Source organism: Sphingopyxis sp. GW821-FHT12C06 (genome assembly GCF_058807415.1).
Window position 1 is genome coordinate 65,638 of record NZ_JBXAQR010000007.1, and the last position, 26,300, is coordinate 91,937.

At 63.2% G+C, this 26,300-nt stretch carries 23 protein-coding genes; 8 read left to right on the top strand and 15 right to left on the bottom strand.

Annotation, left to right across the window (positions count from 1 at the left end; translation table 11 throughout):
* Positions 1-40: 40 nt before the first annotated feature.
* Genes AC1RRJ_RS19675 through AC1RRJ_RS19685 form a run of 3 tightly spaced genes read right to left on the bottom strand, consistent with a single transcriptional unit; the run spans position 41 to position 2,016 of the window.
* On the bottom strand, positions 41-673 hold the full coding sequence (locus AC1RRJ_RS19675; protein WP_493125859.1) for a Dabb family protein: 633 nt from the start codon (positions 671-673) through the stop codon (positions 41-43).
* Positions 666-1,031 carry a hypothetical protein gene (locus AC1RRJ_RS19680; RefSeq protein WP_493125861.1) on the bottom strand — a complete coding sequence of 122 codons (366 nt, stop codon included), beginning with the start codon at positions 1,029-1,031 and terminating at the stop codon, positions 666-668. Before AC1RRJ_RS19680 ends, AC1RRJ_RS19675 begins: the two co-directional genes overlap by 8 nt.
* Positions 1,018-2,016 carry a quinone oxidoreductase family protein gene (locus AC1RRJ_RS19685; RefSeq protein WP_493125863.1) on the bottom strand — a complete coding sequence of 333 codons (999 nt, stop codon included), beginning with the start codon at positions 2,014-2,016 and terminating at the stop codon, positions 1,018-1,020. The genes AC1RRJ_RS19680 and AC1RRJ_RS19685 overlap by 14 nt, the downstream gene beginning before the upstream one ends.
* Before the next feature lie 130 nt (positions 2,017-2,146).
* Between AC1RRJ_RS19685 and AC1RRJ_RS19690 the strand changes: the two genes are divergently transcribed.
* Positions 2,147-2,911: an SDR family NAD(P)-dependent oxidoreductase gene (locus AC1RRJ_RS19690; protein WP_493125865.1), complete on the top strand. Its 765-nt coding sequence runs from the start codon at positions 2,147-2,149 to the stop codon at positions 2,909-2,911.
* A 35-nt stretch (positions 2,912-2,946) separates the two neighbouring features.
* Here AC1RRJ_RS19690 and AC1RRJ_RS19695 read toward each other — a convergent pair whose 3' ends face one another.
* A complete protein-coding gene (locus tag AC1RRJ_RS19695; protein WP_493125867.1) occupies positions 2,947-4,104 on the bottom strand; it encodes a helix-turn-helix transcriptional regulator in 1,158 nt (385 codons plus the stop codon).
* A gap of 28 nt (positions 4,105-4,132) precedes the next feature.
* Between AC1RRJ_RS19695 and AC1RRJ_RS19700 the strand changes: the two genes are divergently transcribed.
* The gene (locus tag AC1RRJ_RS19700) at positions 4,133-5,062 is read left to right on the top strand and encodes an alpha/beta hydrolase (RefSeq protein WP_493125869.1); all 930 of its coding nucleotides are present in this window, start codon (positions 4,133-4,135) and stop codon (positions 5,060-5,062) included.
* A 28-nt stretch (positions 5,063-5,090) separates the two neighbouring features.
* On the opposite strand, the gene AC1RRJ_RS19705 is transcribed toward AC1RRJ_RS19700, so the two are convergent.
* Entirely contained in the window at positions 5,091-5,867 is a 777-nt protein-coding gene (locus tag AC1RRJ_RS19705; RefSeq protein ID WP_493125871.1) for an SDR family oxidoreductase, read from the bottom strand.
* Positions 5,868-6,021: 154 nt separating this feature from the next.
* Here AC1RRJ_RS19705 and AC1RRJ_RS19710 point away from each other — a divergent pair, with 154 nt between their 5' ends.
* Together AC1RRJ_RS19710 and AC1RRJ_RS19715 are read left to right on the top strand one after the other, a co-directional pair.
* A complete protein-coding gene (locus tag AC1RRJ_RS19710; protein ID WP_493125873.1) occupies positions 6,022-6,816 on the top strand; it encodes an SDR family NAD(P)-dependent oxidoreductase in 795 nt (264 codons plus the stop codon).
* 2 nt (positions 6,817-6,818) lie between these two features.
* On the top strand, positions 6,819-7,286 hold the full coding sequence (locus tag AC1RRJ_RS19715; RefSeq protein WP_493125875.1) for a nuclear transport factor 2 family protein: 468 nt from the start codon (positions 6,819-6,821) through the stop codon (positions 7,284-7,286).
* Positions 7,287-7,307: 21 nt separating this feature from the next.
* On the opposite strand, the gene AC1RRJ_RS19720 is transcribed toward AC1RRJ_RS19715, so the two are convergent.
* From AC1RRJ_RS19720 to AC1RRJ_RS19730, 3 genes are all read right to left on the bottom strand, one after another.
* Positions 7,308-7,778 (bottom strand): Lrp/AsnC family transcriptional regulator, encoded by a 471-nt coding sequence (locus tag AC1RRJ_RS19720; RefSeq protein ID WP_088473923.1) that lies wholly within the window; start codon positions 7,776-7,778, stop codon positions 7,308-7,310.
* The gene (locus AC1RRJ_RS19725; protein ID WP_493125878.1) at positions 7,775-8,296 is read right to left on the bottom strand and encodes an Lrp/AsnC family transcriptional regulator; all 522 of its coding nucleotides are present in this window, start codon (positions 8,294-8,296) and stop codon (positions 7,775-7,777) included. The genes AC1RRJ_RS19720 and AC1RRJ_RS19725 overlap by 4 nt, the downstream gene beginning before the upstream one ends.
* Before the next feature lie 77 nt (positions 8,297-8,373).
* Positions 8,374-8,754: a nuclear transport factor 2 family protein gene (locus AC1RRJ_RS19730; protein ID WP_493125880.1), complete on the bottom strand. Its 381-nt coding sequence runs from the start codon at positions 8,752-8,754 to the stop codon at positions 8,374-8,376.
* 242 nt (positions 8,755-8,996) lie between these two features.
* On the opposite strand from AC1RRJ_RS19730, the gene AC1RRJ_RS19735 reads away from it, so the two are divergent.
* Positions 8,997-9,779 (top strand): SDR family NAD(P)-dependent oxidoreductase, encoded by a 783-nt coding sequence (locus AC1RRJ_RS19735; RefSeq protein ID WP_493125882.1) that lies wholly within the window; start codon positions 8,997-8,999, stop codon positions 9,777-9,779.
* 19 nt (positions 9,780-9,798) lie between these two features.
* On the opposite strand, the gene AC1RRJ_RS19740 is transcribed toward AC1RRJ_RS19735, so the two are convergent.
* Positions 9,799-11,277, bottom strand: a complete 1,479-nt coding sequence (locus tag AC1RRJ_RS19740) for a flavin-containing monooxygenase (protein WP_493125884.1) — start codon at positions 11,275-11,277, stop codon at positions 9,799-9,801.
* A gap of 217 nt (positions 11,278-11,494) precedes the next feature.
* On the opposite strand from AC1RRJ_RS19740, the gene AC1RRJ_RS19745 reads away from it, so the two are divergent.
* The 3 genes from AC1RRJ_RS19745 (at position 11,495) to AC1RRJ_RS19755 (ending at position 14,285) form a co-directional block, all read left to right on the top strand.
* Positions 11,495-12,331, top strand: a complete 837-nt coding sequence (locus AC1RRJ_RS19745; protein WP_493125886.1) for a thioesterase family protein — start codon at positions 11,495-11,497, stop codon at positions 12,329-12,331.
* Positions 12,332-12,380: 49 nt separating this feature from the next.
* Positions 12,381-13,001 carry a GNAT family N-acetyltransferase gene (locus AC1RRJ_RS19750; RefSeq protein ID WP_493125888.1) on the top strand — a complete coding sequence of 207 codons (621 nt, stop codon included), beginning with the start codon at positions 12,381-12,383 and terminating at the stop codon, positions 12,999-13,001.
* Between the two features lie 177 nt (positions 13,002-13,178).
* Positions 13,179-14,285: a transglutaminase-like cysteine peptidase gene (locus AC1RRJ_RS19755; RefSeq protein WP_493125890.1), complete on the top strand. Its 1,107-nt coding sequence runs from the start codon at positions 13,179-13,181 to the stop codon at positions 14,283-14,285.
* Here the strand turns inward: AC1RRJ_RS19755 and AC1RRJ_RS19760 are convergent.
* The 6 genes from AC1RRJ_RS19760 to AC1RRJ_RS19785 form a co-directional block, all read right to left on the bottom strand.
* Positions 14,231-15,484 (bottom strand): HlyD family type I secretion periplasmic adaptor subunit, encoded by a 1,254-nt coding sequence (locus tag AC1RRJ_RS19760; protein ID WP_493125892.1) that lies wholly within the window; start codon positions 15,482-15,484, stop codon positions 14,231-14,233. The genes AC1RRJ_RS19755 and AC1RRJ_RS19760 overlap by 55 nt on opposite strands.
* 12 nt (positions 15,485-15,496) lie before the next feature.
* Positions 15,497-16,594: a cell wall hydrolase gene (locus AC1RRJ_RS19765; RefSeq protein ID WP_493125894.1), complete on the bottom strand. Its 1,098-nt coding sequence runs from the start codon at positions 16,592-16,594 to the stop codon at positions 15,497-15,499.
* Positions 16,591-18,696 (bottom strand): type I secretion system permease/ATPase, encoded by a 2,106-nt coding sequence (locus AC1RRJ_RS19770; RefSeq protein WP_493125896.1) that lies wholly within the window; start codon positions 18,694-18,696, stop codon positions 16,591-16,593. Before AC1RRJ_RS19770 ends, AC1RRJ_RS19765 begins: the two co-directional genes overlap by 4 nt.
* A gap of 83 nt (positions 18,697-18,779) precedes the next feature.
* Positions 18,780-20,087: a TolC family protein gene (locus AC1RRJ_RS19775; protein WP_493125898.1), complete on the bottom strand. Its 1,308-nt coding sequence runs from the start codon at positions 20,085-20,087 to the stop codon at positions 18,780-18,782.
* Between the two features lie 86 nt (positions 20,088-20,173).
* A complete protein-coding gene (locus tag AC1RRJ_RS19780) occupies positions 20,174-20,872 on the bottom strand; it encodes an OmpA family protein (RefSeq protein WP_493125900.1) in 699 nt (232 codons plus the stop codon).
* Between the two features lie 76 nt (positions 20,873-20,948).
* The coding region (locus AC1RRJ_RS19785; RefSeq protein ID WP_493125902.1) for a beta strand repeat-containing protein at positions 20,949-26,300 on the bottom strand (5,352 nt) is incomplete at its 5' end.

Below are 26,300 nucleotides of genomic sequence, written 5' to 3' on the forward strand. Positions count from 1 at the left end.
CCCGTCACCATGCCCGCGGATCAATGCCGGCGCCATGCGATTATAGGACGGGTGCCTCCATCGCGCAGAAACTGTGGCAGAGCCGCGCATCGACAATGCGGTCGGGACATTCCGGGTCGAACCAGCGGTCGATCCGCGCCCAGTGATAGGGGTGCATCATATAGGGGCCCATTAACCCGCCGGCGTTGGCATATTCCTGTTCCCAGACGTGGGTCCATCGGCGCGCGCCCGTCACCGTGTCGGCGCGGCTGAGCTGCCAGTTGCGGATCGCGGGGATATAGTGCGGCATCATACGCGTCTCCGCCTCGAAGCGTTCGACCAGCGCAGGATCGGTGCCTTCGTCGACGCTGAGCAGCAACACACGATAGACGCCGTTGGCAAGCCCGGGATCTGACCGCCCGCCCGCCCCGCTCTGATAGACAACGCCATCAACCGAGGCGACTGCCGGAATGGCGAGCAGCGGCGCGAGTGCCACCTCGAAGCCCGCGCGCTGCACCGGATCGTCGAATATGAAATGTGCGATCAGATCCCCCCCGAAATGGCTGCCGGGCAGCGTGGGCACGACGAGCTGGCGACAGACGGAATGCGCCGCGGCCAGCGCACGAATATCATCGGCCAACGACGACGCGCTTGCGGGGTCGGCGAGAGTGACGAGTCTGATCAGTTTATACATCGCAGAGCCTTTCGATATCGGCGGGTGCAGACGCGAAGGAACGGCGGCGGCTGACCGCGCGCGCATCGACATCGGCCCACCAGGCGGCGACATCGGGGTCGTTGCCGCCGACAAAGCGCATCTGCCACCACGCCCCGGCACCGGCAAGCGACCAGCGAAAGGTCAGCATATTGGACTGATCGTCGAGCCACACCGGCGGGCTCACCAGAACTTGTTCGAGCGTCATCCCGCGCGCCCGCGCACCGGGGGCATAGCGCGCCAGATAGGCGTCGAGCAGCGCCTTGCCATCACCGGGCGCCGCGACGATCTCGTCGATCGCATGGATGATCGGCGTTGCCGCCGTGTCACCAGTCGTCATGGGAAGCCACCTCCAGGATGATTTTGCCGCGGACATGCCCGGCTTCGACGCGACGGTGCGCTTCTGCGGCTTCGGCGAGCGGCATGATCTCGATTGCGGGCGGCTTCACGCTACCTGCTGCGCAGAGCGCGACCAATCCGCCGAGATGCTGCGGCAGGCGCATGACCACTTCCATATTGGACAGGATGCTCACGCCGTTCGCCGCCGCGTGCGCAACGTCCTCAACGCTCGCTTGCGATATCAGCGTTGCGATCTCGACATAGCGACCGCCCGGCGCGACGACGTCGAGCGCGGACGGCAGCAAGCTATCGAGCCCGACCGCATCGAGGACAAGATCGACTCCGTCGGGTGCCCATTGCTGGATCGCCCGCGCGACATCGCCGGCGCGATAGTCAATGGCATGGTCGGCTCCGCATTCCATGACATAGGACAGGTTATCCGGGCCGCAGGTCGCCGCGACGCGCGCGCCGAGCGCATGCGCGATCTGAATGGCGATGCTCCCGACGCCGCCCGCCCCGCCGTTGATGAGGATGGTCTGACCAGCCTGCAAACCGCCGGCATCGACAAGGCCGCCATAGGCCGTCGTCCCCGCAACCGGCAGCGCCGCCGCCTGCGCAAACCCCCATCCGGTTGGCAGAGGAGCGAGAAAGGCCGCGTCGGCGATGCAATATTCGGCATAGGAACCATCGCGCCCCTGCCCCTGTTTCGACATACCGAAGACGCGGTCTCCCGGCGCGAAACCAGCGACGCCCTCGCCCACCGCCTCGACGATTCCGGAAAGGTCGAAACCAAGCACGAACGGAAAATGATACTGAATGAACGCCGACAACTTGCCAACGCGCGTTTTCCAGTCGGCGGGGTTCACCCCCGCGCAAGCAACCCGGACCAGCACTTCGCCGGAACCGGGGTCGGGCATGGGAAGATCGTCCCGGACAAGTTGTTCGGGGCCGCCGAACGCGTTGATCACCATCGCACGCATCGTCATTTTTTCCTCTCCGCCATTGCGGTTCGTGCGTGAGCTTAAGACGCGCGATGATCCTCCCACCTCCTCCAATTGGATCAATTCGCCCGTCGCCGGCGGTGCTACCACGCTCCCGACAAAGGAGAGGATCGACATGGGTATGTTCGCAGGCAAGGTCGCGCTGGTAACCGGCGGCGCTTCGGGGATTGGCGTCGCGGCGGCGCTCCGCTTTGCCGAAGAGGGCGCGGCGGTGGTAGTCGCCGACATCAACGAAGCCGGCGCCGAAACGATCGCCGCGGCAATCCGCGCCAAAGGTGGCCGCGCATGCGCGGTCCGTTGCGACGTCGCGAGCGAGGCCGACAATGGTGCGATGGTCGCGCTGGCCAAGAGTGCGTTCGGGCGGCTCGATGCGGCATTCCTCAATGCCGGCGCCTATGCGCAGACCGGCTTTGCCGAAGCCGACGCCGCGACCTTTGACACGATGGTCGCGATCAACCTCAAGGGCGCATGGATGGGATTGCAGGCCGTGCTGCCCGCGCTGGAACCCGGCGGCGCGGCCGTGGTGACCGCCTCGACATCGGGCATTACGGGTCTAGCGGTCGCCGCCGCCTATAGCGCCGCCAAGCATGGCGTGATCGGGCTCGTGCGGTCGAGTTCGCAGGCCTTTGCCGCGCGCGGGCTGCGCGTCAACGCGATCTGCCCCGGTCCGGTCGCCACCGCGATCCTCGGCGTGACCGAACAGCCGCCGCTGCAAGCCCCCGATGCGCTCGACGTCCCCGGCTATGCAGGAACGATGCAGCCGCAGCACATCGCCGAAATCGCGCTGTTTCTGGCGAGCCCGCGATCGGGCGCGATCAATGGGCAGGAAATTATCGCCGACGCCGGATTCCTCGCCTCCTATCCGCCAGTGCCGCAGTGATCCCGACGCCGTTCCTCAAGGGCGGCGATGCCGGGCTAGCCGCCCGAACCGCTGAGCTCGGTCATTCCGGCGTGGATCAGATGCACCAGCTGCGACTGACGCCGCGCGCCGGTCTTGGCGAAGATCGAGCGCAAATGCGTGCGCGCAGTGTTGTGCGCGATGCCCAGCCGGTCGGCGGCCTCGACCAGCGAGCCACCGCCGGCCAGCGCCGCCGCCAATATCGCCTCCATCCGCGTCAGCTGGAACAGGTCGCGGATCGCCTCGGGGTCGGGCGCGGCATCCTGTCCGGGGTCGCTGATGAACAAGGCCAGCGCGGCCCCCTTGCCGCCGCGCATGAACGCCGGGGTCGTCACCGCCTTGGCAACGACGCCCAGATCGCGCTGACCCGAGGGGCGTTCAATACGGAACCGCTGCGGCGGCGAGGCCGCGGGATCGGCCTGCCCCTTGAGCAATTTGAGCAATTTTTCGAGCGTGCGGTGCGCGTCGCCCGCCGCGAGACGGAGCCGACCGCCCGCGAGAACCAAACCATCGCCGCCCGTAAGCAGCCGCTCAGCGACCGCATTGGCGCGCATCACCTTGCCGTCATGGTCGAGGATGATCGCCGCGACCCCCATTTGCTCAACGACGCCGCGATAGACGCCGTCTTCGGCGCCCGAGGCTTGCAGCCGTTCGAACAGGCGGATCGCGTCGCGCAGATGCGGCACGATTTCCTGCAAGGAGTCGCGCTCGGCGCTCCCGAAATCGTTGCGACTGTTGTCACGCATCACGCGCAGCCGCGCCTCGAACCCGCTGTCGAAACGCAGGTCGACGCCAAGAATCTGGTCGCCGCCTGCAGCTTCGAGAAAATCGCGCCAAAAATCGCTCACACGTGCCGCGCCCTGCACGAAATCGGTGAAGGACGTCACTTGTCCTTCGGGCAGGCCTTGAAAGGGATCGCTTGCGAAGTAGCTTTCGGCATAATCTTCGCTGGTTTGCGGATCGGCGTCGGGGGTGACGATCGTCCCGGGCTTGCCAGTCCCCGGCATTGTCAGGATGAGCGTCGCATAGCTTCCGTCGAGATAAAGCGCGAGACGGCGCAGGAAATCCTCCCACGGCACATCGGCGAGCAGGCCGCCGAACAGGTCGCTCAGCAGCTTCGAAAATCCTGCGGTTGTGCCGCCTTGTCTCACCGCTGCCCTCTCATTTCCACGCATCCCATCCCACAAACAGAAAGGCTTTGCCATGCCCATTGATCCCGCACTCGCACCGTTGCTCGACATGATGAGCGCATTGCCGCACATGAACCCGCCGTTCGACGTCGCCGCGCTGCGGCTGGGCGACGAACAGCCGATGCCGGTGCCCAAGGCCGAGGTCGCAGAGGTCCGCGACGTGACGCTCGACACCAGCACGGGGCCAGTGTCGGCGCGCCTCTATCACCCGCAGCCGGGCGCGGCGCTGCCGCTGCTCGTCTTCCTCCATGGCGGCGGCTGGGTGTTCGGGACGATCGAGACCCATGATCCGCTGTGCCGCGCGATCGCTGCGGCGGCCGAGATTGCAGTGCTTTCGATCGACTATCCGCGGTCGCCCGAGCATCGCTACCCGGCCGCGCTCGATACCGTTCGCGCCGCCATTGTCTCGGCGGTCGCGCAGGCCGACGTGCTCGGCATCGACGCTAGCCGGATCGCGGTCGGCGGCGACAGTGCGGGCGGCAATTTGTCCGCCGCACTGTGCCTTGCGACGCGCGATGCCGGCGGCCCGGCAATCGCCCACCAATTGCTCCTGTATCCCGTCATCGACAATGATTTCACCCGCTCCTCTTATGCCGAGAACGCGACCGGCTACATGTTGAGCAGCGAGATGATGCAATGGTTCTGGGCGCAATATCTGGGCGACCAGGCAGCCGACGCACTGTCGGCGCCGATCCGCGCCGACAGCCTCGCAGGCTTGCCGTCGGCGACCGTCATCACTGCCGAATTTGACCCGCTGCGCGACGAAGGCGCCGCCTATGCCGCCCGACTGAAGGCCGATGGCGTCGCGGTGACGCATAATCATGTCCCCGGTGTGATCCACGGCTTTGCCAGCATGCTCGGCATGTTACCGCAGGCCGACGTCGCGGTCGGCACCGCCGCGCGCGGCTTGCGCGCCGCGTTCGGGATGGCCCCGGCCGCGTAATCGGATGACCGGGGTCTGTGCTTTGGCGTCAGACCCCGTAACCGCCCGCGACCGCAATTTGCTGCCCGGTGACATAGGCGGCTTTCGACGAAGCAAGGAAGACAGCGGCATGACCGATTTCCTCGGGATGACCCCAACGTTTGATCGCGAGATTCTTGTGCACCTCGGTCGTCCAGGCGTCGTCGAAAACGCCCTGTTTCGAAAGCTCGAGAAACATGCCCGCCTCGATCACCCCGACGAGGATGGAGTTGGCGCGAATACCGTGCTTGCCCTCCTCGCGTGCGATTCCCTTCACCAACGCCTCGTTCGCTGCCTTGGGCGCAACCGAAAGCCCGTCCTTGTCGGGCCAGCGCAGAGCGCCCGCCGAACCGAGATGGACGAACGAGCCCCCGCCCTGTTCGCGCATGTGCGGGACGAGCAGCCGCGTGGCGTTGAAAAAGCCATGGACCTCGACGTCGATTGCGCGGCGCCATTGTTCGGGCGTCGTGTCGGCAAGGTGGACCTGCGCGACGAGCGGCCCGGCGCCCCACAGCATCGTGTGGATGCGGCCGTGAGTGGCAATGGCGTCCGCAATCGCGGCGGCCAGCGCCGCATCGTCGGTGACGTCACACTGGTGCAGACTCGCCTTGCGCCCTGTCGCCTCAATGACCTTGGCCAGCGCCTCGGCCTCCGCATGTTTCGAGCGCCACATGATCGCTACGTCGCTTCCCGCCGCCGCAAATTCGCCCGCGACGGCAGCGCCGATACCACCTGTGGCGCCGAAAATCAGCGTCGTGCCCTTGGGGAATTGTGTTTGATCGGTCATGGCCATCCTCCTGAACCTGGAACTTCTTGTATGACGCTATCATTTTTGCAATGAAATATGCAAATGCGCTGAAATTTTCATGTTTTGCAACGCAAAGCATAGTTTATGAATCGCCATTCCTTGGCGGCACACAATTTGGAATGAAGGAAATCCCATGAGTAGACTTACAGACAAGGTCGCGATCATCACCGGTGCAGCACAGGGTATGGGCGCGGCGACCGCACGGCTGTTCGCGGCCGAAGGCGCCAAGGTCGTGCTGTGCGACGTGATCGAGGACAAGGGCCAGGCGCTCGCCGCCGAGATCGGCGATGCCGCCATCTTCCAGAAACTCGACGTGCGATCGGACGGCGAATGGGAAGCTGCGGTCGCCGCCGCCATCCAGCACTTCGGCAAGCTCGACATATTGGTCAACAATGCCGCGGTCGTGCATTTCAGCCCGATCGAGGCGATGCCCGCCGAGGATATCGAGCGCGTGCTGGCGATCAATGTGATGGGAACGATGCTCGGCGCCAAATATGCATCGCGCGAAATGGTGAAGGTCGGCCGCGGCGTCATCGTCAACATCTCTTCGGTCGACGGGCTGCGCGGCTGCAATGGTCTGTCGGCCTATACCGCCAGCAAATGGGCAGTGCGCGGGCTGTCGAAGTCGCTCGCGCTCGAACTCGGCCCGCGCGGAATTCGTGTCTGCACCGTCCACCCCGGCGGCGTGAACACCCAGATGGGCAACCCCGGCGGTCTGACCGGCGACGCGCTCAACGTCGGCTATGAGCGCGTGCCCTTGCAGCGCATCGGCGAGCCCGAGGAAATTGCGCGCGCGACCCTGTTCATCGCATCGGACGAGGCCAGCTATATCAGCGGCGCCGAACTCGCGGTCGATGGCGGCTGGTCGGCGGGCTATTATCAAACGATGCTGCCGGGCGCGCCCGACAGCCTGACCGGATCGCTGTAACGATGGCCGACATCGAAACCCGCATCGCGCGGCTGGAAGCCGAAAGCGACATCCGCCGCCTGAAGGCGCGCTATCTGAACGCCTGCGACGCCAAGGATGTCGCCGCGATCCGCGCCTGCTTCACCGCGGACGCGGTGATCGATTTCCCGCCGATCGGCGAATTCGACGTCGACGGGTTGATCGGCATATTCACGCAAATGGCGGTGAGCACGCCGATCACGGACGTCCACCAGGGGCATAATGGCGAGATCGAAGTCGACGGCGACGACGCGACGGCGCGGTGGAACCTCGGCTTTGCGACCTATGACCCGCGCGAGCGGAGCTTTCGCCTGCTCGCGAGCTTCTATCACGACCGCTATCGCCACACCGCCGAGGGTTGGAGGATCTGCTACACCCGTTCCGAGCCGCGCGCGGTCGTCGATGGCAAATTGGCGGAAGACGGAATCAAAGCCGATTGGGTCGCCGGATAGGGCGGCCCGACCGGGCCCCGTTCAATCGATCAGCGCGCACCAGCGATAGTCGTGCTTGATGAAATTCTGCCCCAGGCTGTAATTGACCCGCCGGACCCCGGGAATCTTGTCGATCGTCTGATGGAGAAAATCGGTCAACTGATTGCCATTTTCCACCAGCGTCATCGCCAGCACATCGGCGCGTCCCAGCGTGGTGGCGACAAAGCCGATTTCGGGTAAGCGCGCGAGGCTTTCGGCGACATTTTCGATGTCCGCCGCAGTATCGGCCTCGACCCACAGATAGGCGAGGATCGGATTCCGGAGCCGATTGGCGTTGGTCACCGCCGCGACGCGGATGACCTTGTTGTCGAGCAGGCGCTTCAGCCGCGACCGGATCGTCCCTTCGGTCAGGTCGAATTCTCGGCCGATCTCCCGGTTCGAAACCCGCGCATCGTGGCCCAGCCGCTCGATGATCTTGTGATCGAGCTCGTCGAGGTTGATCTTGCCAGTCATAGCGGGGCCCATTCGGGATTATATTTGAGGACTTTGAGCGCGAGGCTCGGAAAGATGCGTTCGACCCCGTGGATCTTGGCGATCACGCCGGTCAAAAGATGCTGCATCTCTTCCAGCGTTTCGGCGACGACCTGGATTTCCAGATCATGGGTGCCAATCGCGACATTGACGGTGATGACGCGCTCCAGCTCGGCGATCTCCGCGCCGACATCGCCAGCGGGACGGCCCTTCACCTGAACCCCGACGGGGGCCAGATAGCCAAAACCCATCGCCGACAGGTCGCGCATCGCAACGACGCGCACCATCCGCGCATCCTCAAGCCGGCGCAGCCGCGTCCGCACCGTCGCTTCATTGAGGCCCATCTCGCGCGCGATGTCGCGGTTGGCGATCCGGCCGTTCTTGCGCAGTTCGGCAATGATCTGCTCATCAACTTCATCGAGCGTCGGCAGGTCTTCGCCCTGATCGGCATTTGCTGCCTTGCCGCGCGTTCGCTTCCCGGCCCTGGTCGCGGTTCGCAACGCCTTTTCTCCCCAATTCGCCTCAGGCTTCTCTCGCGAAGCACAGACCGCATCGCCGCGGCGCTGTCAACGCCGCGTCACATCGCTGCGGCATCGCGCATATTGGCTGGATTCCAATAAGCCCGCATCTCGGTAACCTTACCCTCGGCGTCGAATTTAAAGGTGTCGATCACCGCGATCTCCTTGGGCCCGCCAAAATCGACAAGGACCGTGAAAGCAAAGGCCGCATAGTCGCCGCCGGTGCGCACGGGCCCGTCGAGGCGAAGCTTGGCATTCGCCTGCATCGATGCCGAATAAAAAGCATGGATCGCATCGCGACCGCGGTGAATCGGAGTGCCGATCGGATCTTCGACCGTCGCATCGGTGGCATAGAGATCGGCCGCCATCGCGACGTCATTCTTGTCGAACGCCTCGACATAGCGTTCGACGACACGGACCATTTCGTCATGGCTGGGCATAGGATATCTCTCCAGGGATGCGGAAAAGGACGCGGTGCAAAACACGCCGGATGGTTATTGCGGAATTCGCTATTCCCCTTCACATTGCGTGTTTGCGTATTTATTTTTTCAAATTGATACGATATTGATAATGAAAGTCCATAAAAAATCGAAATATGCATGAGCTCGATGAAAGCAACGCCGAGCATCGTCGAGGAAGCCCGTATGGCGAACCGTCCTTTCCTGTCCCGGAGAATATTAGCATGACCGACAATCTATCCCCCTCGCTCGGCACTCCCGCGACCGCTGTGATCGTCACCGGCGGCGCATCGGGAATCGGGCTCGCCTCGGCGCAGGCGCTGGCGGCGGTTGGGCGCAGCGTCGCGCTTTGGGATATCGATACCGCGAAAGCCGAAGCGCAGGCCAGCGCGATCGCCGAGCGGTTCGGCGTGAAAGCGCTGGCGGTCGGGGTCGACCTTTCCGATCTTGCCACCTATCCTGCCGCGATCACAACGAGCCGCGCGACGCTTGGCCCGATCGGCGGCCTCGTCCACGCTGCGGGCATTGTCGACATGGGCTCGCTTGAAGGGATTACGGCGGAAAGCTGGGACGCCGGGATCAACACGCACCTGCGCCCACTCGCCCTCCTGACGCAGCAGCTTTACGATGATTTCGCGGCCAACCCCGGTTCCGCCGTCGTCGCGATTGCGTCGATCAATGCGACGCTCGGCAATGCGATCAACCCGATCTACAGCGCCGCAAAGGGCGGGATGCTGTCGCTCGTGCGCTCGCTCGCCGATCGACTGGCGCGCGACAATATCCGCATCAACGCGGTCTCGCCGGGCCAGATCCTGACCGCAATGACGAAGCCCGCCGTCGACAATCTGCCCGAGGGCTGGTTCGAACGCCGTATTTTGCTTGAACGGCTGGGCGCGGCCGACGAGGTCGGGCGTGTCGTTCGCTTCCTGCTGTCCAACGAAGCCAGCTATATCACCGCCGCCGAAATCGTCGTCGACGGCGGCAACATCTCATCGCAGCGCCAATAAGGGGCGTCGCCGCGCGCCCTCAAGCGGCGACCTCGGCCTTCACCATGTCGAAGTCGCCGAAATCGGGCGCCGCCATCACTTCGGCAAAGCGGCCATAGCTCCACGGCCAGGTCATCGGCACGCCGTCCTTGCCCAGATACCAGCTCGAACAGCCTGAGGCGAAGATCGTCCCCTTGGCGGCCGCGATGCGAGCCATTTCATAGCGCGCCATCGCGTCGCCGCTCACCGAAATCCCGGCGCATTCGCCCGTCGCTACCTTGTCGAGCAACTGCTCGATATAGCCCCATTGGCGTTCGGCGACGTCTATCAGCGAGAAGTTGCCGACGGGTCCGGTTGGGCCATTGAGGAAAAAAAAGTTCGGGAAATCAGGCAGCGAGATCGCGTTGTAAGCGGTCGCATGCTTGCGCCAGACATCGTCGAGCGCAACCCCGTCGCGCCCGGTGACGACCGCCGGACGAATGAAGCGGTCGCTGTGGAAACCCGTGGCGAGGATGATGAGGTCTAGTTCGTGCAGCACGCCATCCATGGTGCGGATACCCTCGGCCTCAATCCGGTCGATCCCCTCTATGACGATGTCGACGTCGTGCTGCTGGACCACCTGATAATAGTCGGGCGAGAAGATCAGCCGCTTGCACGCCGCGCGGTAGTCGGGACGGAGCTTCTCGCGCAGGACCGGATCGACGACTCCCTGTTCGAGATAGCCCAGTACCATCGCTTCGATGAACTGCATTTCGTCTGAATCGGGCCGGATGATGCCTTCGGTGAAACGCAGCACATTGGCGAGATATTCTTCGTCATAACGGATCGCATCGATCAACGCCGGGTCGCGGCGAAAGGCTTCGCGCTGCGCCTCGTCATAAGGCTCGTTGAGCACCGGCATGATCCATTGCGGCGAGCGCTGGAAATGGCTGAGCGCGCCCGCACGGCCGCCGAGTGCGGAGACCAGTTGCACCCCCGTCGAGCCATTGCCGACGACGCCGATGCGTCGCCCGTCAAGCGGGGTCGCCTCGTCCCAGCGCGCGCTGTGCGCGATGGTCCCGGCAAAGCTGTCGAGCCCCTCAATATCGGGCATACGCGGATGGTGGAGCACGCCGGTCGCGGTAATGACGACATCGGCCTCGCAATTCATCCCCGCCTTGGTCGTGATCTGCCAGACGCCGCCTTCATAGGTGCAGCTGTCGACCTCCTGCCCGAAGTGCGCGATTTCGTGCAGCCGGTAATCGGCGGTCACCTTTTCGAAGTAATCCTGAATCTCCGGCCCGGGGGCGAGATAGCTGCTCCATTCGGCATTGGGCGCAAAGCTGTAAGTATAGGCGTGCGCAGGAACGTCGCAGTTGAGCCCCGGATAACGGTTCTCGCGCCATGTGCCGCCGACGGTCTTTGCCTTTTCGAGCAGCGTGACGTTGCGACAGCCCTTTTCGCGCAGGCTGATCGCGGCCAATATGCCCGACATGCCAGCCCCGATGACGACATATCGCAGGTCCAAATTGCGTTGCATGGGCGATCCACTCCATTTCCTGTTTTGCATTGCCCCCTCCCTAAGACCGCGGCCGGATGCCCACATCACTCAAATGGATGAATTCGGAAAAGTGGGCCGGAAGTGCGATCATCCTGTTCGAGATACTGGACCTTTGGTCGAAAATTGGCATTGAGCTATGGCCTCCCCCGCCCCTTGCGGGAGCCGACGTCGACTTTTTTTCCTGCAAGGAACAGCATTGCCCCAGAGTTCATCGCCCGAAGCATCTGTCCTGCCCGCTGCGGTGTTTGTCCAACAAGATGACGTGTGGCACCCCAGCATCCTGTCGAGCGGCCCGTGGGACCCGCGTGCGCAGCATGGCGGTGCGCCCGGCGCGCTCTTCGCGCACCTTGCCGAGGCCGCCGTTCCCGGCCCCGAATGGCAGTTGTCGCGCCTGAGCATCGAGCTGATCAAGCCAGTGCCAGTCGCACCGCTCGCGGTCCGCCAGGACATCCACGCCGGGCGCTCCACGATGCGCATCACGATCGATTTGATGGCGGAAGATATGCTGGTGGCCCGCGCCCATGCGTTGCTTGTGCGCGGCCAGCCCTTTGCGCTGCCGCCGGAACTGCCCGGCTGGTCACCCGCTCAATTGCTGCCGCCGCCCGCCGACTGCCACGAGCCGCTTTTTATCCCGGGCATGGCGAAGAGCACCTCCTTTTATCACACCGCGATGGAGCATCGCGTCGCGCAGGGCGACACCTCCCGGCCGGGGTCCGCTGCCGTTTGGTTCCGTCTCAAGGCTCCGCTGATTCAGGGCCAGCCCACATCGCCGGCGATGCGCGCAGTTGCCGCCGCCGATTTCGGAAGCGGCGTCAGCTGGGTGCTGTCAGCGGAGCGCTATCTCTTTGCCAATGCCGACCTCAACCTGCACCTGCATCGCCCGGCTGAGGGCGAATGGATCGGACTGTTGTCCGAAACCCAGGCGCATGGCGGCGGCGTCGGCACCGCATTGTCGCGCCTGTACGATAAGCACGGCCCGATCGGCGTTGCGACGCAGACGCTGGTGCTGCGAGAACGGGCGCCGGTACGCTAAATCGGTCGCCATCGACGGGAGTTTCAGGGAGAAACGGAATGTTGGTTAAATGAGCGCACCCCCAACGACACGGCTCGATGTGACCGCAGAGGAGACGGCGGCGATAATCGCCGCCGTTCGCAACGCCGACCTTTCGCTCCTCAGCCCGATGCATCGCATCGCCGGCCCCGAACATATTGCGGGGCTGATCACCCTGCTGTCCGACCCCGCAGTCTCCGACCCCATTTATGACCTGCGCCGGCCGTTCACCCATGATGTGATCGCAGGCTGGATTTCGGATGCACGCGACAAGCAGGCACGCGGCGAAGCGTTGTTGGCGGTGACAGTCGATGACCAGGACGCCGTAGCGGGCTATTCCTATTTCACCATCTGGCCCGAACGTTCGGCGGCCGAACTCGCCGGCGCGCAACGCGCCGATGCGCAAGGTCAGGGCCGTGGGAAGGTGGGCGCCGCGCGCAGCTTTGGATGGATGTTCGAACATCTGGGGGTTCGGCTGATCGGCCTCACCGCCGCCAGCGACAATGTCCGATCGGCGCGCGTGATCGAAGCCGCCGGCTTCGTGCCCCGAGGCGAACGACAAAGCGTCCGGGCCGACGGATCGACGCGACTGTCGCTCTATTGGGAACTCACCCGCGACCAGTGGCGAAACATGTCGCAAACCATGATGTGAGCTGCCTAAAACTGTCCCGCTTGGGCGAGCCGGGCGGTCAAAGGCTGGGCCTCCAACATGATGATGGCGCCGCCAGACGATTTTCAGCCGCCTGTTTCCAATATGTTAACATGCTGAAGGCGATGTTTACTATCGTCATGAAACGAATCCTCATCCCGCCGCGGCAGATTCGGCAGCATGAGAAAAAACGCCCATCTTGCCGCTGGCCAATCGCGATGGTTTCCCGTCTCGATAGCACTTGTCGCCGCGCTACTCGTGCCGTCGGCCGCACAGGCGTCGCCAGCGGCGTTCGACGCAGAGTCCGAGGCCCCATGCACGGCCGTATCCAGCACCGCGGCATGGACCCGGCCCGATGTGTCGCGCATCATTCTGGGTGGCGCTCCCAGCGCGCTGGACCGCATTCGCGAGACCCAGCAGGATAGCCCCGCCACCGAACCGGCATCGCGCCGCATGCCCGTGCCCGTCACCGCCGGCCTGGGCAATTTCCCGGTCCGCATGACGCTGGAGCCCGCAAGCCGCGCGCCGGTCGCACTCACACCGCGCGGCGCCGGTAATTGTTCATCGGAAGGTTTGTTCCCGAACGGCAATCCGCCGTCGATCTTCGACAATGTCCCGGACAGCGGCGGCGCTTATGATCCGGATGCCGAACTGGGCACCCGGGCGATTCCGGTCAAGCGGACCCGCTTTGACGATCGCTGGGATCGGGTTCGCCGCGCTGCGCCCGCAGGGCTGATGCAGACGCAGTTGCGCCGCGCCAATGCGACATCAAACCTCAGCGAACGCGACCTGTTGGCGCGCGTCAATCAATGGGTCAATCAGCAGATCACCTATGTCAACGACGACCGCAATTATCGTCAGAGCGATTTCTGGGCGACCGCCGAACAGACGATCGCGCGGGGCAGCGGCGACTGCGAGGATTATGCGATCCTGAAAATGCAGTTGCTGCGCGCCGCCGGCGTCAACCCTGACCGGATGAAGCTCGTCCTGCTACGCGATCTCGCGGCCAACGCCGATCACGCCTTCCTGCTCGTGCAAACGGCGGAGGGGAAGGTCGTTCTCGATAATATGACCGACCGCGTTTATGACGGTAGCAACCCCAATTCGGTGCGTCCGGTCCTGTCGTTCAGCGAAAATCGGCGCTGGGTGCATGCCTATCGCGGATCGCAGCCGTCGCCGAACCTGGCTTCGCTACCGGCATCGGGGAAAGGCGTCGCGCTAGCGCTGAACGATCAGCGTTCGGTCAATGCCGAACCGCTGACCTTCAAGACCGGCTTCAGCAAATAGCTGAGCACGGATTTTTTTCCGGTCACGATTTCAACATCACACATCATCCCCGGCGTGATCGGCAGGCGCCGGCCGTTTGACGTCAGATAGGCATTGCTCGTCTCGACCACGACGGTGAAATAGGCCTGCCGTTCGACCTCGTCATAAATGCTGTCGGCCGAGACGCGGACAACCCGACCCTTCAGCCCGCCATAGATGGAGAAATCATAGGCGGTGACTTTGACGTTGGCGGGGTCACCGACCTTGATGAAGGCAATATCGCGCGGCGTCACGCGCGTTTCGATCAGCAATTTGTCGCCCAGCGGCACGACCTGCATGATCTTCTCGCCCGCGTTCACATATCCGCCGACGGTGTTGACGAGCAGGTCGTTGATGACACCGCGTGTCGGCGAGCGAATTTCGGATCGCGCGAGCCGGCCTTCGGCGCCGCGGATTGTTTCCTGGTTGACCGCCATCTTGGTCGTCAGCTGACTGCGCTCATTCAGCGCTTCCTGCTGGAAGTCGAACCGTGCGCGCGACACTTCGGCGCCCGCTTCGCGTACCGCAGCCTGCGATCGCGAAATCGCCTGCCGGGCAGCGGCGAGCCGGCCCTGAATATCAACAACCTCGCGCTGCGCGGAAAGCAGCTCGGTTTGCGGCACGACGCCCTTTGCCGCGAGCGGCGCGAGCATATCGACCTGCTGGCGTGCGAGACGCAGGCTGCTTTCGAGCGAGGAGGCGGTCGCCTGTGCTTCGCCCATGTCACGGCGGCGCTGCTCGACCCCGGCGGACAGCGCGGCGAGCTGGCTTTGCAGCGAAGATCGGCGCACTTGAGCAAGCCGCATTTCGTCGCCGCAGCTCTCGCCGGTGCATCCGGCCCCGCCGCCGCCTTCGCTGGCGAGACGCGCGGCGCGCTGACCCAGTCGCTCATTCTCGGTTTCGAGCTGGCCGAGTTCGGACTGCGACGATGTATTGTCGAGTCGAACGAGTAGCTGCCCCTTTTTCACCGTCTGGCCCGACCGGACGAGGATTTCGCGGATCGTCGACGGTTCGGCGGACTGGATGATCTGGACCTTGGACGACGGGATCACGCGCCCCTGCCCGCGCGTCACCTCGTCGACGCGGGCGATGCTCGCCCACAGCAGGAACAGGACAAAACCGGCGGCGGCTGCCACCATAATCTGTTCGCTGCCGCGCAAGCGCTGCCAGAATTTCAACATGAAAACGCGCCTCTATTTGTCACTCTGGGGCTCGGATACGGTCGGCGTCCCCTGCTGGGTCGTCAAGCTGTCGAACCGCGATTTGCTCTGCGTCGGATCGGGAATATTGGGAACCCAACCCTTGGTCACATCGACACGTCCGCCAACGTCGGTGTCGGTGCGGCGGTCCGTCGGGTCGCGAACCGGGGCGATCGCATCGATCGGAACGATGTCGCCCGGCAAGCCTTCGGTCGCCGCGCCGCCATGATAGAGCTGACTGAACGCCGGAATCCATTCCGCACCTGCATAAGCATCCGAAAATGCCCGGGGCTTCCCCCACGAACCCGGCCAGCGATAGAAGATATGCGCGCCAATCTGTTCGATCTTGGTCAGTTTGGGCGCCCAGCGTGGCAGGACATAATTGGCGTGATAATGCGTCGCCATGCCGACGCTCGTTTCGACATGGCCGCTCAGCGCGGCGCGAGCGATCGCTGCGGCGCGGCGCCAAAGCGCCGGCACCGGCGGGCGGCTCATCGCGCCGTCGCAAGCGAAGCTGAACTGACAGCCGGGGCGCGAACTGCCCTGATAGATCACGCCGCAAACAGTGTTGGGATAGGCCGGGTGCCGCATCCGGTTAAGGATCACCTGCGCAACGGCGGCCTTGCCGGCATCGGGTTCGGTCGCGGCTTCATAATAGATGGCCTGCGTCAGGCAGAGTTGCGCATTGGTCGCCTGAACCTGCGAGAGCATCGGCATGATGAACGGGCGTGCCGCTTCGACCGGCAGGGTCGAAATCGGGAGCAAGGCATTGCCGGCGACGGCATCGGCGCCCTCGGCCGTCGGAACAACCGAATCCGTCTCGGTTTCGGTGATGAGCTTCGCGATCGCCTTTTGTTTGGCGGCCTTGGCCTTCACGGACGGATCGGCGGACCAGCTGGCGACCAGATTTTCGAAAACGCGCGCAAGCCTGTCATTGGTCGAGGCGAAAAGGAGCATCGCCGCCGCGAGTGCAAGGGCGAGCAAAACCAGCATCAATTTCTTCGAAGACCGCGGCGGTAGTACGTCCGGGTCCACCCACGGCGCTTCAGTCACAGTGGCGCGGTCGTCTGCGATGTTGAGTTCGACTCTCATGACGCAGGTTCCTTGGTCGTCGACCGCGCCAGGATTTCAGCGCGCGGGCCATCCGCCATGATCCGTCCGCCATCGATGACGATGATGCGATCGCACATCTGCAAAATCGCTTCGCGATGAGTAGCGATAATCACCGTCTGCGACGCCGGCACGGCATCCTTGAGTGCGGAGATGAAGAGCCGCTCGCTTTGCGTGTCCATCGCACCCGTCGGCTCGTCAAGAAACAGCAGGCGCGAGGGTGATGCGAGCGCGCGTGCGATAGCGAGAAAACCACGCTGGCCGCCCGACAGCTGGCTACCGCGTTCGCCAGTGCCACGGTCGAGGCCGGTCTCGTCCCGGCCCATAAACCGGTCGGCACCGATCGACTGCAGCGTGGCCATCAGATCGGCGTCAGACGCCGACGGCGCGCAATATTGCATATTCTGCTTGATCGAACCGCTGAACAGGACCGCATCCTGCCCGACGAAGCGAAATTGCGAGCGCAAATAGATGGGCGAATATTGGCGGCTGTCGAGGCCGTCGATGAAGATATTGCCGGTTTCCGGCGCGTAGAGCCCGCACAACAGTCGCCCCAGCGTCGACTTCCCCGATGCGACCCGGCCGACAATCGCGATCCTCTCCCCGGCATCGATCGTCAGATTGATGTCCGTCAGCGACGGCGCCGATGCGCCGGGGTAAGTGAAAGACACGCCCTCGACGACGGTATGCCCCTTATCGATCGTCAGGTTCAGCGTGCTGCTGCCCATGCGGCGTTCGTCGTCGGCCTCGATCATCTGCTGGATGCTGGCCATCGTCGTCCATGCCTGACGCCCGCGCGTCATCAGGAAGGCGAGTTGCCCGATCGGTGCCATCGAACGCCCCGCCAGCATGACGATGGCGATGATCGCGCCCATCGAAATCTTGCCGGAATCGAACAAATAGAAACCACCCACCACGAGGGCGAGGCTCGAAAACTGCTGTGCCCATGTCGCAAGATTGATCGCGGCGGCGCCCGTCCGGCGCATACTGGCCTGCGTCCGTGCGCTTGTGTCGACCATCCGGCGCCACTGGCCCAGAATCTGTCCTTCGGCCGCGCAACTCTTGATCGTTTCGGTTCCCCCGATCGCTTCGACCAGCATCGAATGCTGGATGCTGGAATCGGCCTGATTGTCGAGCGAGGCCTGCACCATCTGCCGTTGCAGGAAGTAACCGGCGACCCCCATCACCACGATGATCGACAGCGGAATCAGCGCCAACCATCCCGCGAGAACCGAAATCATGATGAGGAACAGGAAGAGGAAGACAACATCGACCAGAAGAACGATCGTGGTCGAGGCGAAGAAATCGCGAACGGATTCAAATTCGGACACCCGCCGCGCGAGCATTCCGGTGCTGCCGCGGCGATCCGCGAGCGGCATGTTCAGCACCTTCGAGAAGATTTTTTCCGACAATTTGACATCGAGTTCGCGGCCCAGGTCATCAAGCAGCGTCGCGCGCGCGAGGCGCAGTGCAAATTCGACAGCAAAGGCGAGCAACGCCCCCACCGCAAGAACCCAAAGGCTGGAAACCGCCTTGTTGGGGATCACGCGATCATAAACGTTCATCGTGAACAACGGCAGGGCGAAACCGAGCAGGTTGATCATCAGCGCTGCGCCGAGAACCGGATAGAAAGAGCGGCGTATCCGCCGGATTTCGCTCCAAAACCAGTGGCGCTTTGCGGTTTCGTCCCACGGCCGCTCTTCGGTGCGGATCGCGGTGGGATCGGCGGTAACGGCGATAGCCTGCCCCGCATAACTTTCTTCTAGCGCGTCCTCGTCGGCCCAGACTGGCGCGTCGGAACCCGGTTCCCAGACCAGATATTGATCACCCTGCATCTCGAGCAGGACCGCACAGCGTTTTTCCTTCTGGCGGATAATCACCGGCAGGTCGCGCGCCATATTTCTTATCTTGCGCGCGCGCAGCCGTTCATTGTTGATGAAGCACAGGTCCAGCGCCGCTTCGGCTTGATGGAAGGGCAAAAAGCCCCTCTCGTCACGGGCCAGTGCCGACAGCGCCCCGCGCTGAAAATTCTGGCCGAAATGTTGCGCGACAAAGAGAATACAGGCGATCAATGGATCGTCCATACTCTCCTTGCCTATACGCGCCACTGAGGATTGATTCCGTGTCATCTTGATGTTTTCTTTTTAGAATCAAACCTGTGAACAAATTATTGAGGATAGCGGCGGCGCTGTAGTTCCGCCGGAGCCGGCGGACCATAGTTGACCTTCTCACGCGCATAGACGCGGCGCGATTCCGGGGCGGTCAGGTTGAACGCCTCGAGAAAGCTGTTGGTCGAAGCCAACACCTGATAGGTTGCGAACAGCTCCGAGAAACGCGCCGTTTCCGCCCGCACCTGGACGTTGAAGCGCGTATTCTGCGCATCGAGCACATCGAGCAGCGAGCGACGACCTACCGAAAATTGCTGGCGATAGGAGACCAGCAGGTCATCGGTTGCCTTGCTTTGATCGACCAGGTCGCGGAATACCGCAGTCTGAGTTTCGCGGCTATTCCATGCGCGACGCGTGTCGGCTTCGGCATCGCGCTCGGTTTCATGCAGGCGGAACCGGCTTTCGCTCGCCCTGCGGACCATCTCCTGATATTTCGCGCGGTTGATCCCGCCATCGAAAATATCCCAGCGCATGACAACACGCCCCTGAAGGTCGTTGGTCTCGCCGCGGAAAGCGTCGATATCGTCACCGACCCGGCCGGTCAGTTCGAGCCCGACCGTCGGAAAAAAATCGCCCTTCGCTTTCGCCGCATCGGCATTGGACGCATCGACATCAGCCTGCGCCTCCAGCACCTTCGGATGCTTCGTCCGGGTCAGCCCGACGGCTTCGCTCAGGCTGGCCGGAAGTTTTTCCGTCATCGCCGGCGGCATTTGCACTTCATCAACTTCCAACCCGCTCAGCGCGAGCAGTTCGATTTTCGCGTTTGCCAGCGCTTCCCGGGCTTCCGTCACACGGACGCTTGCCGCCTTGGCGCGCTCCTGGGACTGTTGCAAATCGGCGACGCTGATCGAGCCAGCGGTCACACCGCTCGACAAGTCCGACACCAGGCTGTTGTGGAAGGTCAAATTGTCTTCGGCCGCCGCGACGACCCGCTGTTGCAACAGGACATCGAGATATTGCCGGGCGGTTTGCAGGGCAATGAATTCGGACCGTTCGAGGACGCGCAACGCCGCACCATCGACCCGCGCAGCCTGGCGCAGCTTTTCGCCACGCCGACGACCGAAATCGATCAGCGTCTGTTCGGCGCGAATCGACGCTTCGAGTGGGTAAAGCTCGTCGTTCGCGATGCCCAGACTACGGCGGGTCGCATTTTCGAGCCGCCTGATCCCTGCCGACATTTCGAGCGTGACCCTTGGCATATACAGGCCCTTCGCCTGCTCGAGTTCGAACTCGATCGCCTGCTTGTTCATTTCGGCCTGGTTGATCTGCGGATTGGAATCAATCGCGACCGCCATGGCGTTCTGCATGGAGACGGGCTCGGCAAAAGCCGAGCTTGCGAAAAGGGATATGGCGATGGCCGAGGCAAGGCCGGTCCCCTTGAGTTGCGGTTTCATCAACGTTCCCCCATTCCATTCACTCTGACTTCGACACGCCGGTTCGCTGGCGTTCGTTCACCATCCAATGTTTCGACCCGAAGATCCTTCTCGCCGCGTCCCGACACGGCGATCGTGTCGGCCGGGATTCCCGCAGCGCCCATCATGTCGGCGATCACCCGCGCACGCGCGACGGACAGCTTGTCATTATAGGCGTCGGAGCCCGACCGGTCGGTGTGCCCGACCACGGTGAATGCGGTCCAGCCGCAGCGGGCGCGGTTGTCGGCCATGAAAGTGACCGACTGGCCGGCATCGGCCGGCGCAACGGTCGAATTCCAGTCGAAGAAGAAGGTCGATGCCACCTCTGGCGGACAATTGTCGGCAGGCGGTAGCGGCGGCGCAATCGGCACATCCGGCGTCGGGGTCGGGCGGCGAGTCATCATGCCATAGGCGAAATCGCAACGCCGCAGGCTTTCGCCATCCTTGATACCCGACTTCAAAAAGCCAAGCGCGATACCGCACTGGACCTTTGTTTCCGACGCCCAAGTATAGACATTGCTGCTCGCCGCAACGACCGATGTATCGGTCGCGGCCGCGAGCGCCGCGTCATAGCGTTTTTGCACTTCACCGCGCAGCTCGCGGACCGGAAGGTCGGCAAGCGCCTGGGCAAAGACGTTTCCAGGCTGGACACACGCCAGCGCAACAACCGCCCCCGCCATCCATTTTGCCTTTTGGTGTCCCATGCTCCTCTAGCCCCTACTTTATTGATCCACTGGTCTTTTTCTCTTGATGCGATCAGACGTGCGGCGCCGCCTGATGCAGGTCATGCTCGACCGACTGGTGAGCGAAGGCGCCCATGTCAGCCGGAACCTTCACGTTCAGGAACTGCGCCAGATCGACCTTCGGCGTGTCGTCGTTCGCCGCCTGCTGGCTTCCACCACCGACAACCGCATCGATCAGATGGTCGACACTGCCGTCCTTGAGCACTTCGGCGAGCACCGCTTCTGCGGCCGCCCCCTTGATTGTTGCATCGGCCACCTCGGCAGGGGCTTGCCCCGCCGCGATGAGGCCAAGCGTCAACAGCCCGTCCATCGGCGAGTCCGCATGCACCGACACCATGTCGAACAAGGCATCCGATGAATTCGTATCGGTGGAGCCTTGGCCATCGCTGGCGATGTTGCTCTGGGCGTCGTCGATCGAAGCCGGAGCAGCGCCCGCATCATCGGAATGCGATGAGGTGCCGGTGTTGGCCGGAGCCGCTTCCTTCGTGGCCGACAGATCTTCGATGCCGCCGATCGGCGCCACTTCAACCGGTGCTACCGAAGCGCTGTGCGCGACGGTATCATCGACCGGCGTGGTCGTCGGCAGATTGTGGGCGACGGGCTTTTCTTCGGTTTCGGTCTGAGCCTGCGCGCCTTGTGCCATGGCGACCAGCGATGCAGCGACCAGGGACGCAGTCAGCGCCTGATTGCCCGCCGAGCGCTGGGCGTCTTCGGCCTCACGGTCGGTACCGCGCGCGCCAAGCTGGGCGTCGAGTTGCACCTCGATATAGCCGCCCGTGCTGCCGTCGGCGCGGGTGAAGCTGCCGTGAGCGGTCACGGCCTGGCCGTCGATCAGTTCTTCGGTCGACGCCGCGCCCGTCGCGATCGAGGTAATGCCCTGATCAGTGAGGGTCGAAAGCTCACCCGCATCGCTCGCGCCATTGGCATTGGCATCCTGCCACACCAGCAGGTTGGCAAAGGCTGCATCCTTCGCATCGATGACGCCGTCACCATTGTCGTCAAGCGAAGCCAGCGCCGCGACGCCGTTCGCGAACGCCCCACCACCGAAGCTCGGGGTGAAGATTTCGGTCCCGCTGTCGATCTTGCCATTGCCGTTGAGGTCAACGGCGAGAATGCCATCGTTCGACGAATTCCACGTCACATTGTCGGCAGAACCATCCGCATTGATGTCGAACGCCGCGGTTGGGCCAAAGGAATAGCCGTCGCCGTTGAGGTCAAGGATGATCGGATCGGCGACGCCAACGAAGTTGGCGAGATCCAGATTGCCATAGCCGACCCCGTTAATGGTCATGATATGCTCGACCACCATGCCGTTGCTGCCGGGGTTGGTATTGTCGCTGATCGTCACCGAATAAACGCCAGCATTGGCGCCGGCTCCGGTGCTGGAATAGATGACAAACGTATAGGTACCATTGGCGGGGAAATTATTCGTCGCCGACTGGATCAACGTTTCGATCGCACCACCGTTCGCATCGTCGGTAAGCGTCGCCGATCCGGTCACGATCTCGATTACTTCGACGCCGGCATTGATGTTGGTGCCGTTGCTCGAAATGCTCTGGAAACCGCCGTCGGTGAAGTTCGTCCCACCGACCGATACCGAGATCCGGTCGTTCGCCACCGAGAAATTGGTGACGGTAGCGACAGTATTGTCGCCCAGCCCGACGCCATTGTGGTTGAACACAATCTTGTCCACCGCAGCATCGCTACCCAGATCGACCGCCCAGTTGCGCGTCGTGAGCGCAGCAGCGTTGATGGTGACCGTGTCGGCACCCGCGCCAGCGTTGACGATGCTGTTCGTCCCGGTGCTTGCGGTGATCGCATCACCGCTCGCCGAACCGGTGACCGTCATCGTCTCGGTCTGAGCGCCGAGGTTGATCGTCACGCCTGCCGCAGCACCAGCCGCCGAAACCGTTTCGACACCCAGCAGCGCGCCGTCAGCAAGACCATTGAGGTCGGTCGAGGTCGAGGTCAGCGTCAGCGTGTCGCTGCCGCCGCCAAGATCGATCGAGCTGCCGGCCGACAAGAGGCTGTCAAGCTGCGCGCCGGTCAGCGTGAGCGTGTCAGCGTTGCCGGAACCCAGGAGGTTGACCGTCTCTACCCCGGCAAGCGTCGCCAGCGTCGCCGCGGTGATGTTCACCGCGCCGCTGATCCGGATATTCAGCACGTCCGTACCGCCGCCCAGATCGATGGTGGTGAGGTCATCCCATTGTTGCGCCGTGATCGTCACATTGTCGTTGCCCGTGCTGCCGGTCAGCGTTTCGACATTGGTGATTGTGCCTGTCGAGAAATCGACCGTCGTGGCGTTGGTCAGAACAATTGCATCGCTGTCCGCGCCGCCGTCGATCGATTCGCCGCTGGCGAACTGGCCATTGGCCAGGTTGATCGTATCATTCCCTGCACCGCCGACGATCGTATCGGCCCCGGTACCACCCGTCAGCGTGTCGCCGAACGCGGAACCCGTGATCGCGAAGGCTTCGGTCTGAGCGCCGAGATTGATCGTCACCCCGGCTGCTGCAGTCGCTGCCGAAACAGCCTCAACACCAACAAGATTGGCATTACTGAGCGCGTTCAGGTCGGCCGAGGTCGACGTCAGCGATAAGGTGTCGGTGCCGCCGCCAAGATCGATCGAGCTGCCGGCCGACAGGATGCTGTCCAGCTGCGCGCCGGTCAGCGTCAGCGTGTCGGCGTTGCCGGAACCCAATATGTTGATCGTCTCCACGCCGGTCAGTGTCGCCAGCGTCGCTGCGGTGATATTCACTGCGCCACTGATCCGGATGTTCAGCACGTCCGTACCGCCGCCCAGATCGATAGCGCTCAAGTCGTCCAATTGCTGCGCGGTGATCGTCACATTGTCGTTACCCGTGCTGCCGGTCAGCGTTTCGACATTGGTGATCGTGCCTGTCGAGAAATCGACCGTCGTGGCGTTGGTCAGAACAATTGTGTCGCTATCCGCGCCGCCATCGATCGATTCGCCGCTGGCGAACTGGCCATTGGCCAGGTTGATCGTATCATTCCCTGCACCGCCGACGATCGTATCGGCCCCGGTGCCACCCGTCAGCGTGTCGCCGAACGCGGAACCCGTGATCGCGAAGGCTTCGGTCTGAGCGCCGAGATTGATCGTCACCCCGGCTGCTGCAGTCGCAGCCGAAACAGCCTCCACACCAACAAGATTGGTATCGCCAAGCGCGTTCAGGTCGGCCGAGGTCGAGGTCAGCGACAAGGTGTCGGTGCCGCCGCCAAGATCGATCGAGCTGCCGGCCGACAGAAGATTGTCCAACTGCGCGCCGGTCAGCGTCAGCGTGTCGGCGTTGCCGGAACCCAATATGTTGATGGTCTCCACGCCGGTAAGCGTCGCCAGCGTCGCCGCGGTGATATTCACCGCGCCGATGATCCGGATGTTCAGCACATCCGTGCCGCCGCCCAGATTGATCGCGGTAAAAGCGTCCAGCTGCTGCGCCGAGATCGTCACAATGTCGTTGCCAGCGCTGCCGGTCAGCGTTTCGACGTTGGTGATCGTGCCCGTCGAGAAGTCGACCGTCGTGGCGTTGGCCAGCAGGATCGTGTCGTTGTCAGCGCCGCCGTCGATCGACTCGGTCGCACCGAACTCGCCGTTTGCGATCAGGAACGTATCGTTGCCCGCGCCGCCGATCAGCGTGTCCGAACCGGAACCGCCCGAGATCGTATCATCGCCGGTACCGCCGTCGATCGTGTCATTGCCCTCCTGGCCATAGATGATGTCGTTGCCGCCGCCGCCGTTGATGACGTCGACGCCGCCGGTACGGCCACTTTCCTGAGCCAGCGCGAGATGGTTGGCGCGGATATAAGCGACCGTGTCGGCGCGGGTCCAGTCGGCACCATTGCCGGCAGGATCGAGGCTTTCATTGTTCGCCCGGCTTTCCAGCGTCTGGAACACGGCCCAGCCCGAACCGGCCGGCAGGTTCACACCCAGCGCTGTTGCCAGATTGTCGGTGAAGAGCACGTCGCCGAAGATGACGTCAGCGCCGTCGCCACCGTTGATCGTGTCGTTACCCGCGGCCGCGAGATCGGTCGATCCGCCGAGCACCGACAGCGTCGCTGCGAGTTCTTCGGCCGAGGTCGCGTTGGTCGCATTGCCGGTCCCGCCCGAAGCGTTGCCGTCCTCGACGTCGCTCAACCGGGCCAGCAGCGGCGCGGTAACGTTGATTCCAATCGCGTCGATCGAATAGCCGGTCGCCAATATCTGCTGCGGCTCGTTCGTTCCGTCGGCCCCGAGAATCTGATCCATCGCATTCTGAACATTGGTTGCGTCTTCGGAGCCGGTACCGCCATTGTTCCACTGGGTCGGACTCCCGTCCGAAACGAACACCACCTTGTTGACGTCTGCGCCGGCAATGCCGTTGTTGCCGGTAATCCAGCTTAACGCATCCTGCAGGCCGTCTTCATAATTGGTGCTGCCCGCCGCTGTCATGCCATTGACCGCGGCCTTCGCCGAGGTGATCTGACCTGTCTGGACAACACCATTCACAATCAGGTTGAACGTGCCGAGGTTGGTGCCACTGCTGTCGAAATCGATTACCGTGATACGGACATCCTGCGCACCCGATTGGGACAGGCTGTCGATCAGCGCATTGACGCCGTTTTTCAGCGCCTGCATGCGCGAAATGGTACCGCCGCCGAATGCGATCTGCGTCGTCATACTGCCCGAACTGTCGAGCACGAGGACGATGTTCGCCTGCTGTCCCGGCGTGATCGTCACTGCGCCGGGGTCGCCGACCGCGACGTCATCGGCCGATCCGCCGTTGATCACGCCATTGTTCGGCCCTTGCGGATTCGGGACGGTATGACCGGTACCGGTCCCCGTCATGTCACCATCGCCTGAACCGATCAACAACAGCGGCACATCGACATTCAGCGAGGTGATCGTCTGTATGGCAGTCGATTTGTCGCCGTCGCCGTCGGTGATTTCATAGGTGAAGCCGGCATTCTGGTTCGACGTGCTCGCATTCGTCGCCGGGTCGAACGACCAGCTGCCGTCGGCCTGGAACTTGTAAGTGCCCTGGCTGTTGGTGATCGTCGTCGTACCGCTCGCGGCGATCGGCGTAAAATTGACGCCGTCGAACGATATGCCCGTCACCGAAGCGCCATCAGCGCCCCGCGTGTCGTTGGCAAGCAGGCTGGTCCCCGCCGTTTCGCCTGCGGTTTCGTTCACCGTCATCGCCGGGCCCGCCAACGCCGTCGGCACATCGTCGACGATGTCGATGCGCAGCGTCGCGGTCGCATCATCGGCGGGGTTGCCGTCGCTGTCCGCTACCTTGATCGCAAAGCTCTCGTACGGCGTCAGGTCGGTCGTGTGGTTGACATTGTCGGTCAGCGTATAGCTGTAGTT

Coding starts and splice junctions, on each gene's coding strand:
- AC1RRJ_RS19675 (WP_493125859.1), bottom strand. CDS start 673: ATGTATAAACTGATCAGACTCGTCACTCTCGCCGACCCCGCAAGCGCG.
- AC1RRJ_RS19680 (WP_493125861.1), bottom strand. CDS start 1,031: ATGACGACTGGTGACACGGCGGCAACGCCGATCATCCATGCGATCGAC.
- AC1RRJ_RS19685 (WP_493125863.1), bottom strand. CDS start 2,016: ATGACGATGCGTGCGATGGTGATCAACGCGTTCGGCGGCCCCGAACAA.
- AC1RRJ_RS19690 (WP_493125865.1), top strand. CDS start 2,147: ATGGGTATGTTCGCAGGCAAGGTCGCGCTGGTAACCGGCGGCGCTTCG.
- AC1RRJ_RS19695 (WP_493125867.1), bottom strand. CDS start 4,104: ATGCGTGGAAATGAGAGGGCAGCGGTGAGACAAGGCGGCACAACCGCA.
- AC1RRJ_RS19700 (WP_493125869.1), top strand. CDS start 4,133: ATGCCCATTGATCCCGCACTCGCACCGTTGCTCGACATGATGAGCGCA.
- AC1RRJ_RS19705 (WP_493125871.1), bottom strand. CDS start 5,867: ATGACCGATCAAACACAATTCCCCAAGGGCACGACGCTGATTTTCGGC.
- AC1RRJ_RS19710 (WP_493125873.1), top strand. CDS start 6,022: ATGAGTAGACTTACAGACAAGGTCGCGATCATCACCGGTGCAGCACAG.
- AC1RRJ_RS19715 (WP_493125875.1), top strand. CDS start 6,819: ATGGCCGACATCGAAACCCGCATCGCGCGGCTGGAAGCCGAAAGCGAC.
- AC1RRJ_RS19720 (WP_088473923.1), bottom strand. CDS start 7,778: ATGACTGGCAAGATCAACCTCGACGAGCTCGATCACAAGATCATCGAG.
- AC1RRJ_RS19730 (WP_493125880.1), bottom strand. CDS start 8,754: ATGCCCAGCCATGACGAAATGGTCCGTGTCGTCGAACGCTATGTCGAG.
- AC1RRJ_RS19735 (WP_493125882.1), top strand. CDS start 8,997: ATGACCGACAATCTATCCCCCTCGCTCGGCACTCCCGCGACCGCTGTG.
- AC1RRJ_RS19740 (WP_493125884.1), bottom strand. CDS start 11,277: ATGCAACGCAATTTGGACCTGCGATATGTCGTCATCGGGGCTGGCATG.
- AC1RRJ_RS19750 (WP_493125888.1), top strand. CDS start 12,381: ATGAGCGCACCCCCAACGACACGGCTCGATGTGACCGCAGAGGAGACG.
- AC1RRJ_RS19755 (WP_493125890.1), top strand. CDS start 13,179: ATGAGAAAAAACGCCCATCTTGCCGCTGGCCAATCGCGATGGTTTCCC.
- AC1RRJ_RS19760 (WP_493125892.1), bottom strand. CDS start 15,484: ATGTTGAAATTCTGGCAGCGCTTGCGCGGCAGCGAACAGATTATGGTG.
- AC1RRJ_RS19765 (WP_493125894.1), bottom strand. CDS start 16,594: ATGAGAGTCGAACTCAACATCGCAGACGACCGCGCCACTGTGACTGAA.
- AC1RRJ_RS19770 (WP_493125896.1), bottom strand. CDS start 18,696: ATGGACGATCCATTGATCGCCTGTATTCTCTTTGTCGCGCAACATTTC.
- AC1RRJ_RS19775 (WP_493125898.1), bottom strand. CDS start 20,087: ATGCAGAACGCCATGGCGGTCGCGATTGATTCCAATCCGCAGATCAAC.
- AC1RRJ_RS19780 (WP_493125900.1), bottom strand. CDS start 20,872: ATGGCGGGGGCGGTTGTTGCGCTGGCGTGTGTCCAGCCTGGAAACGTC.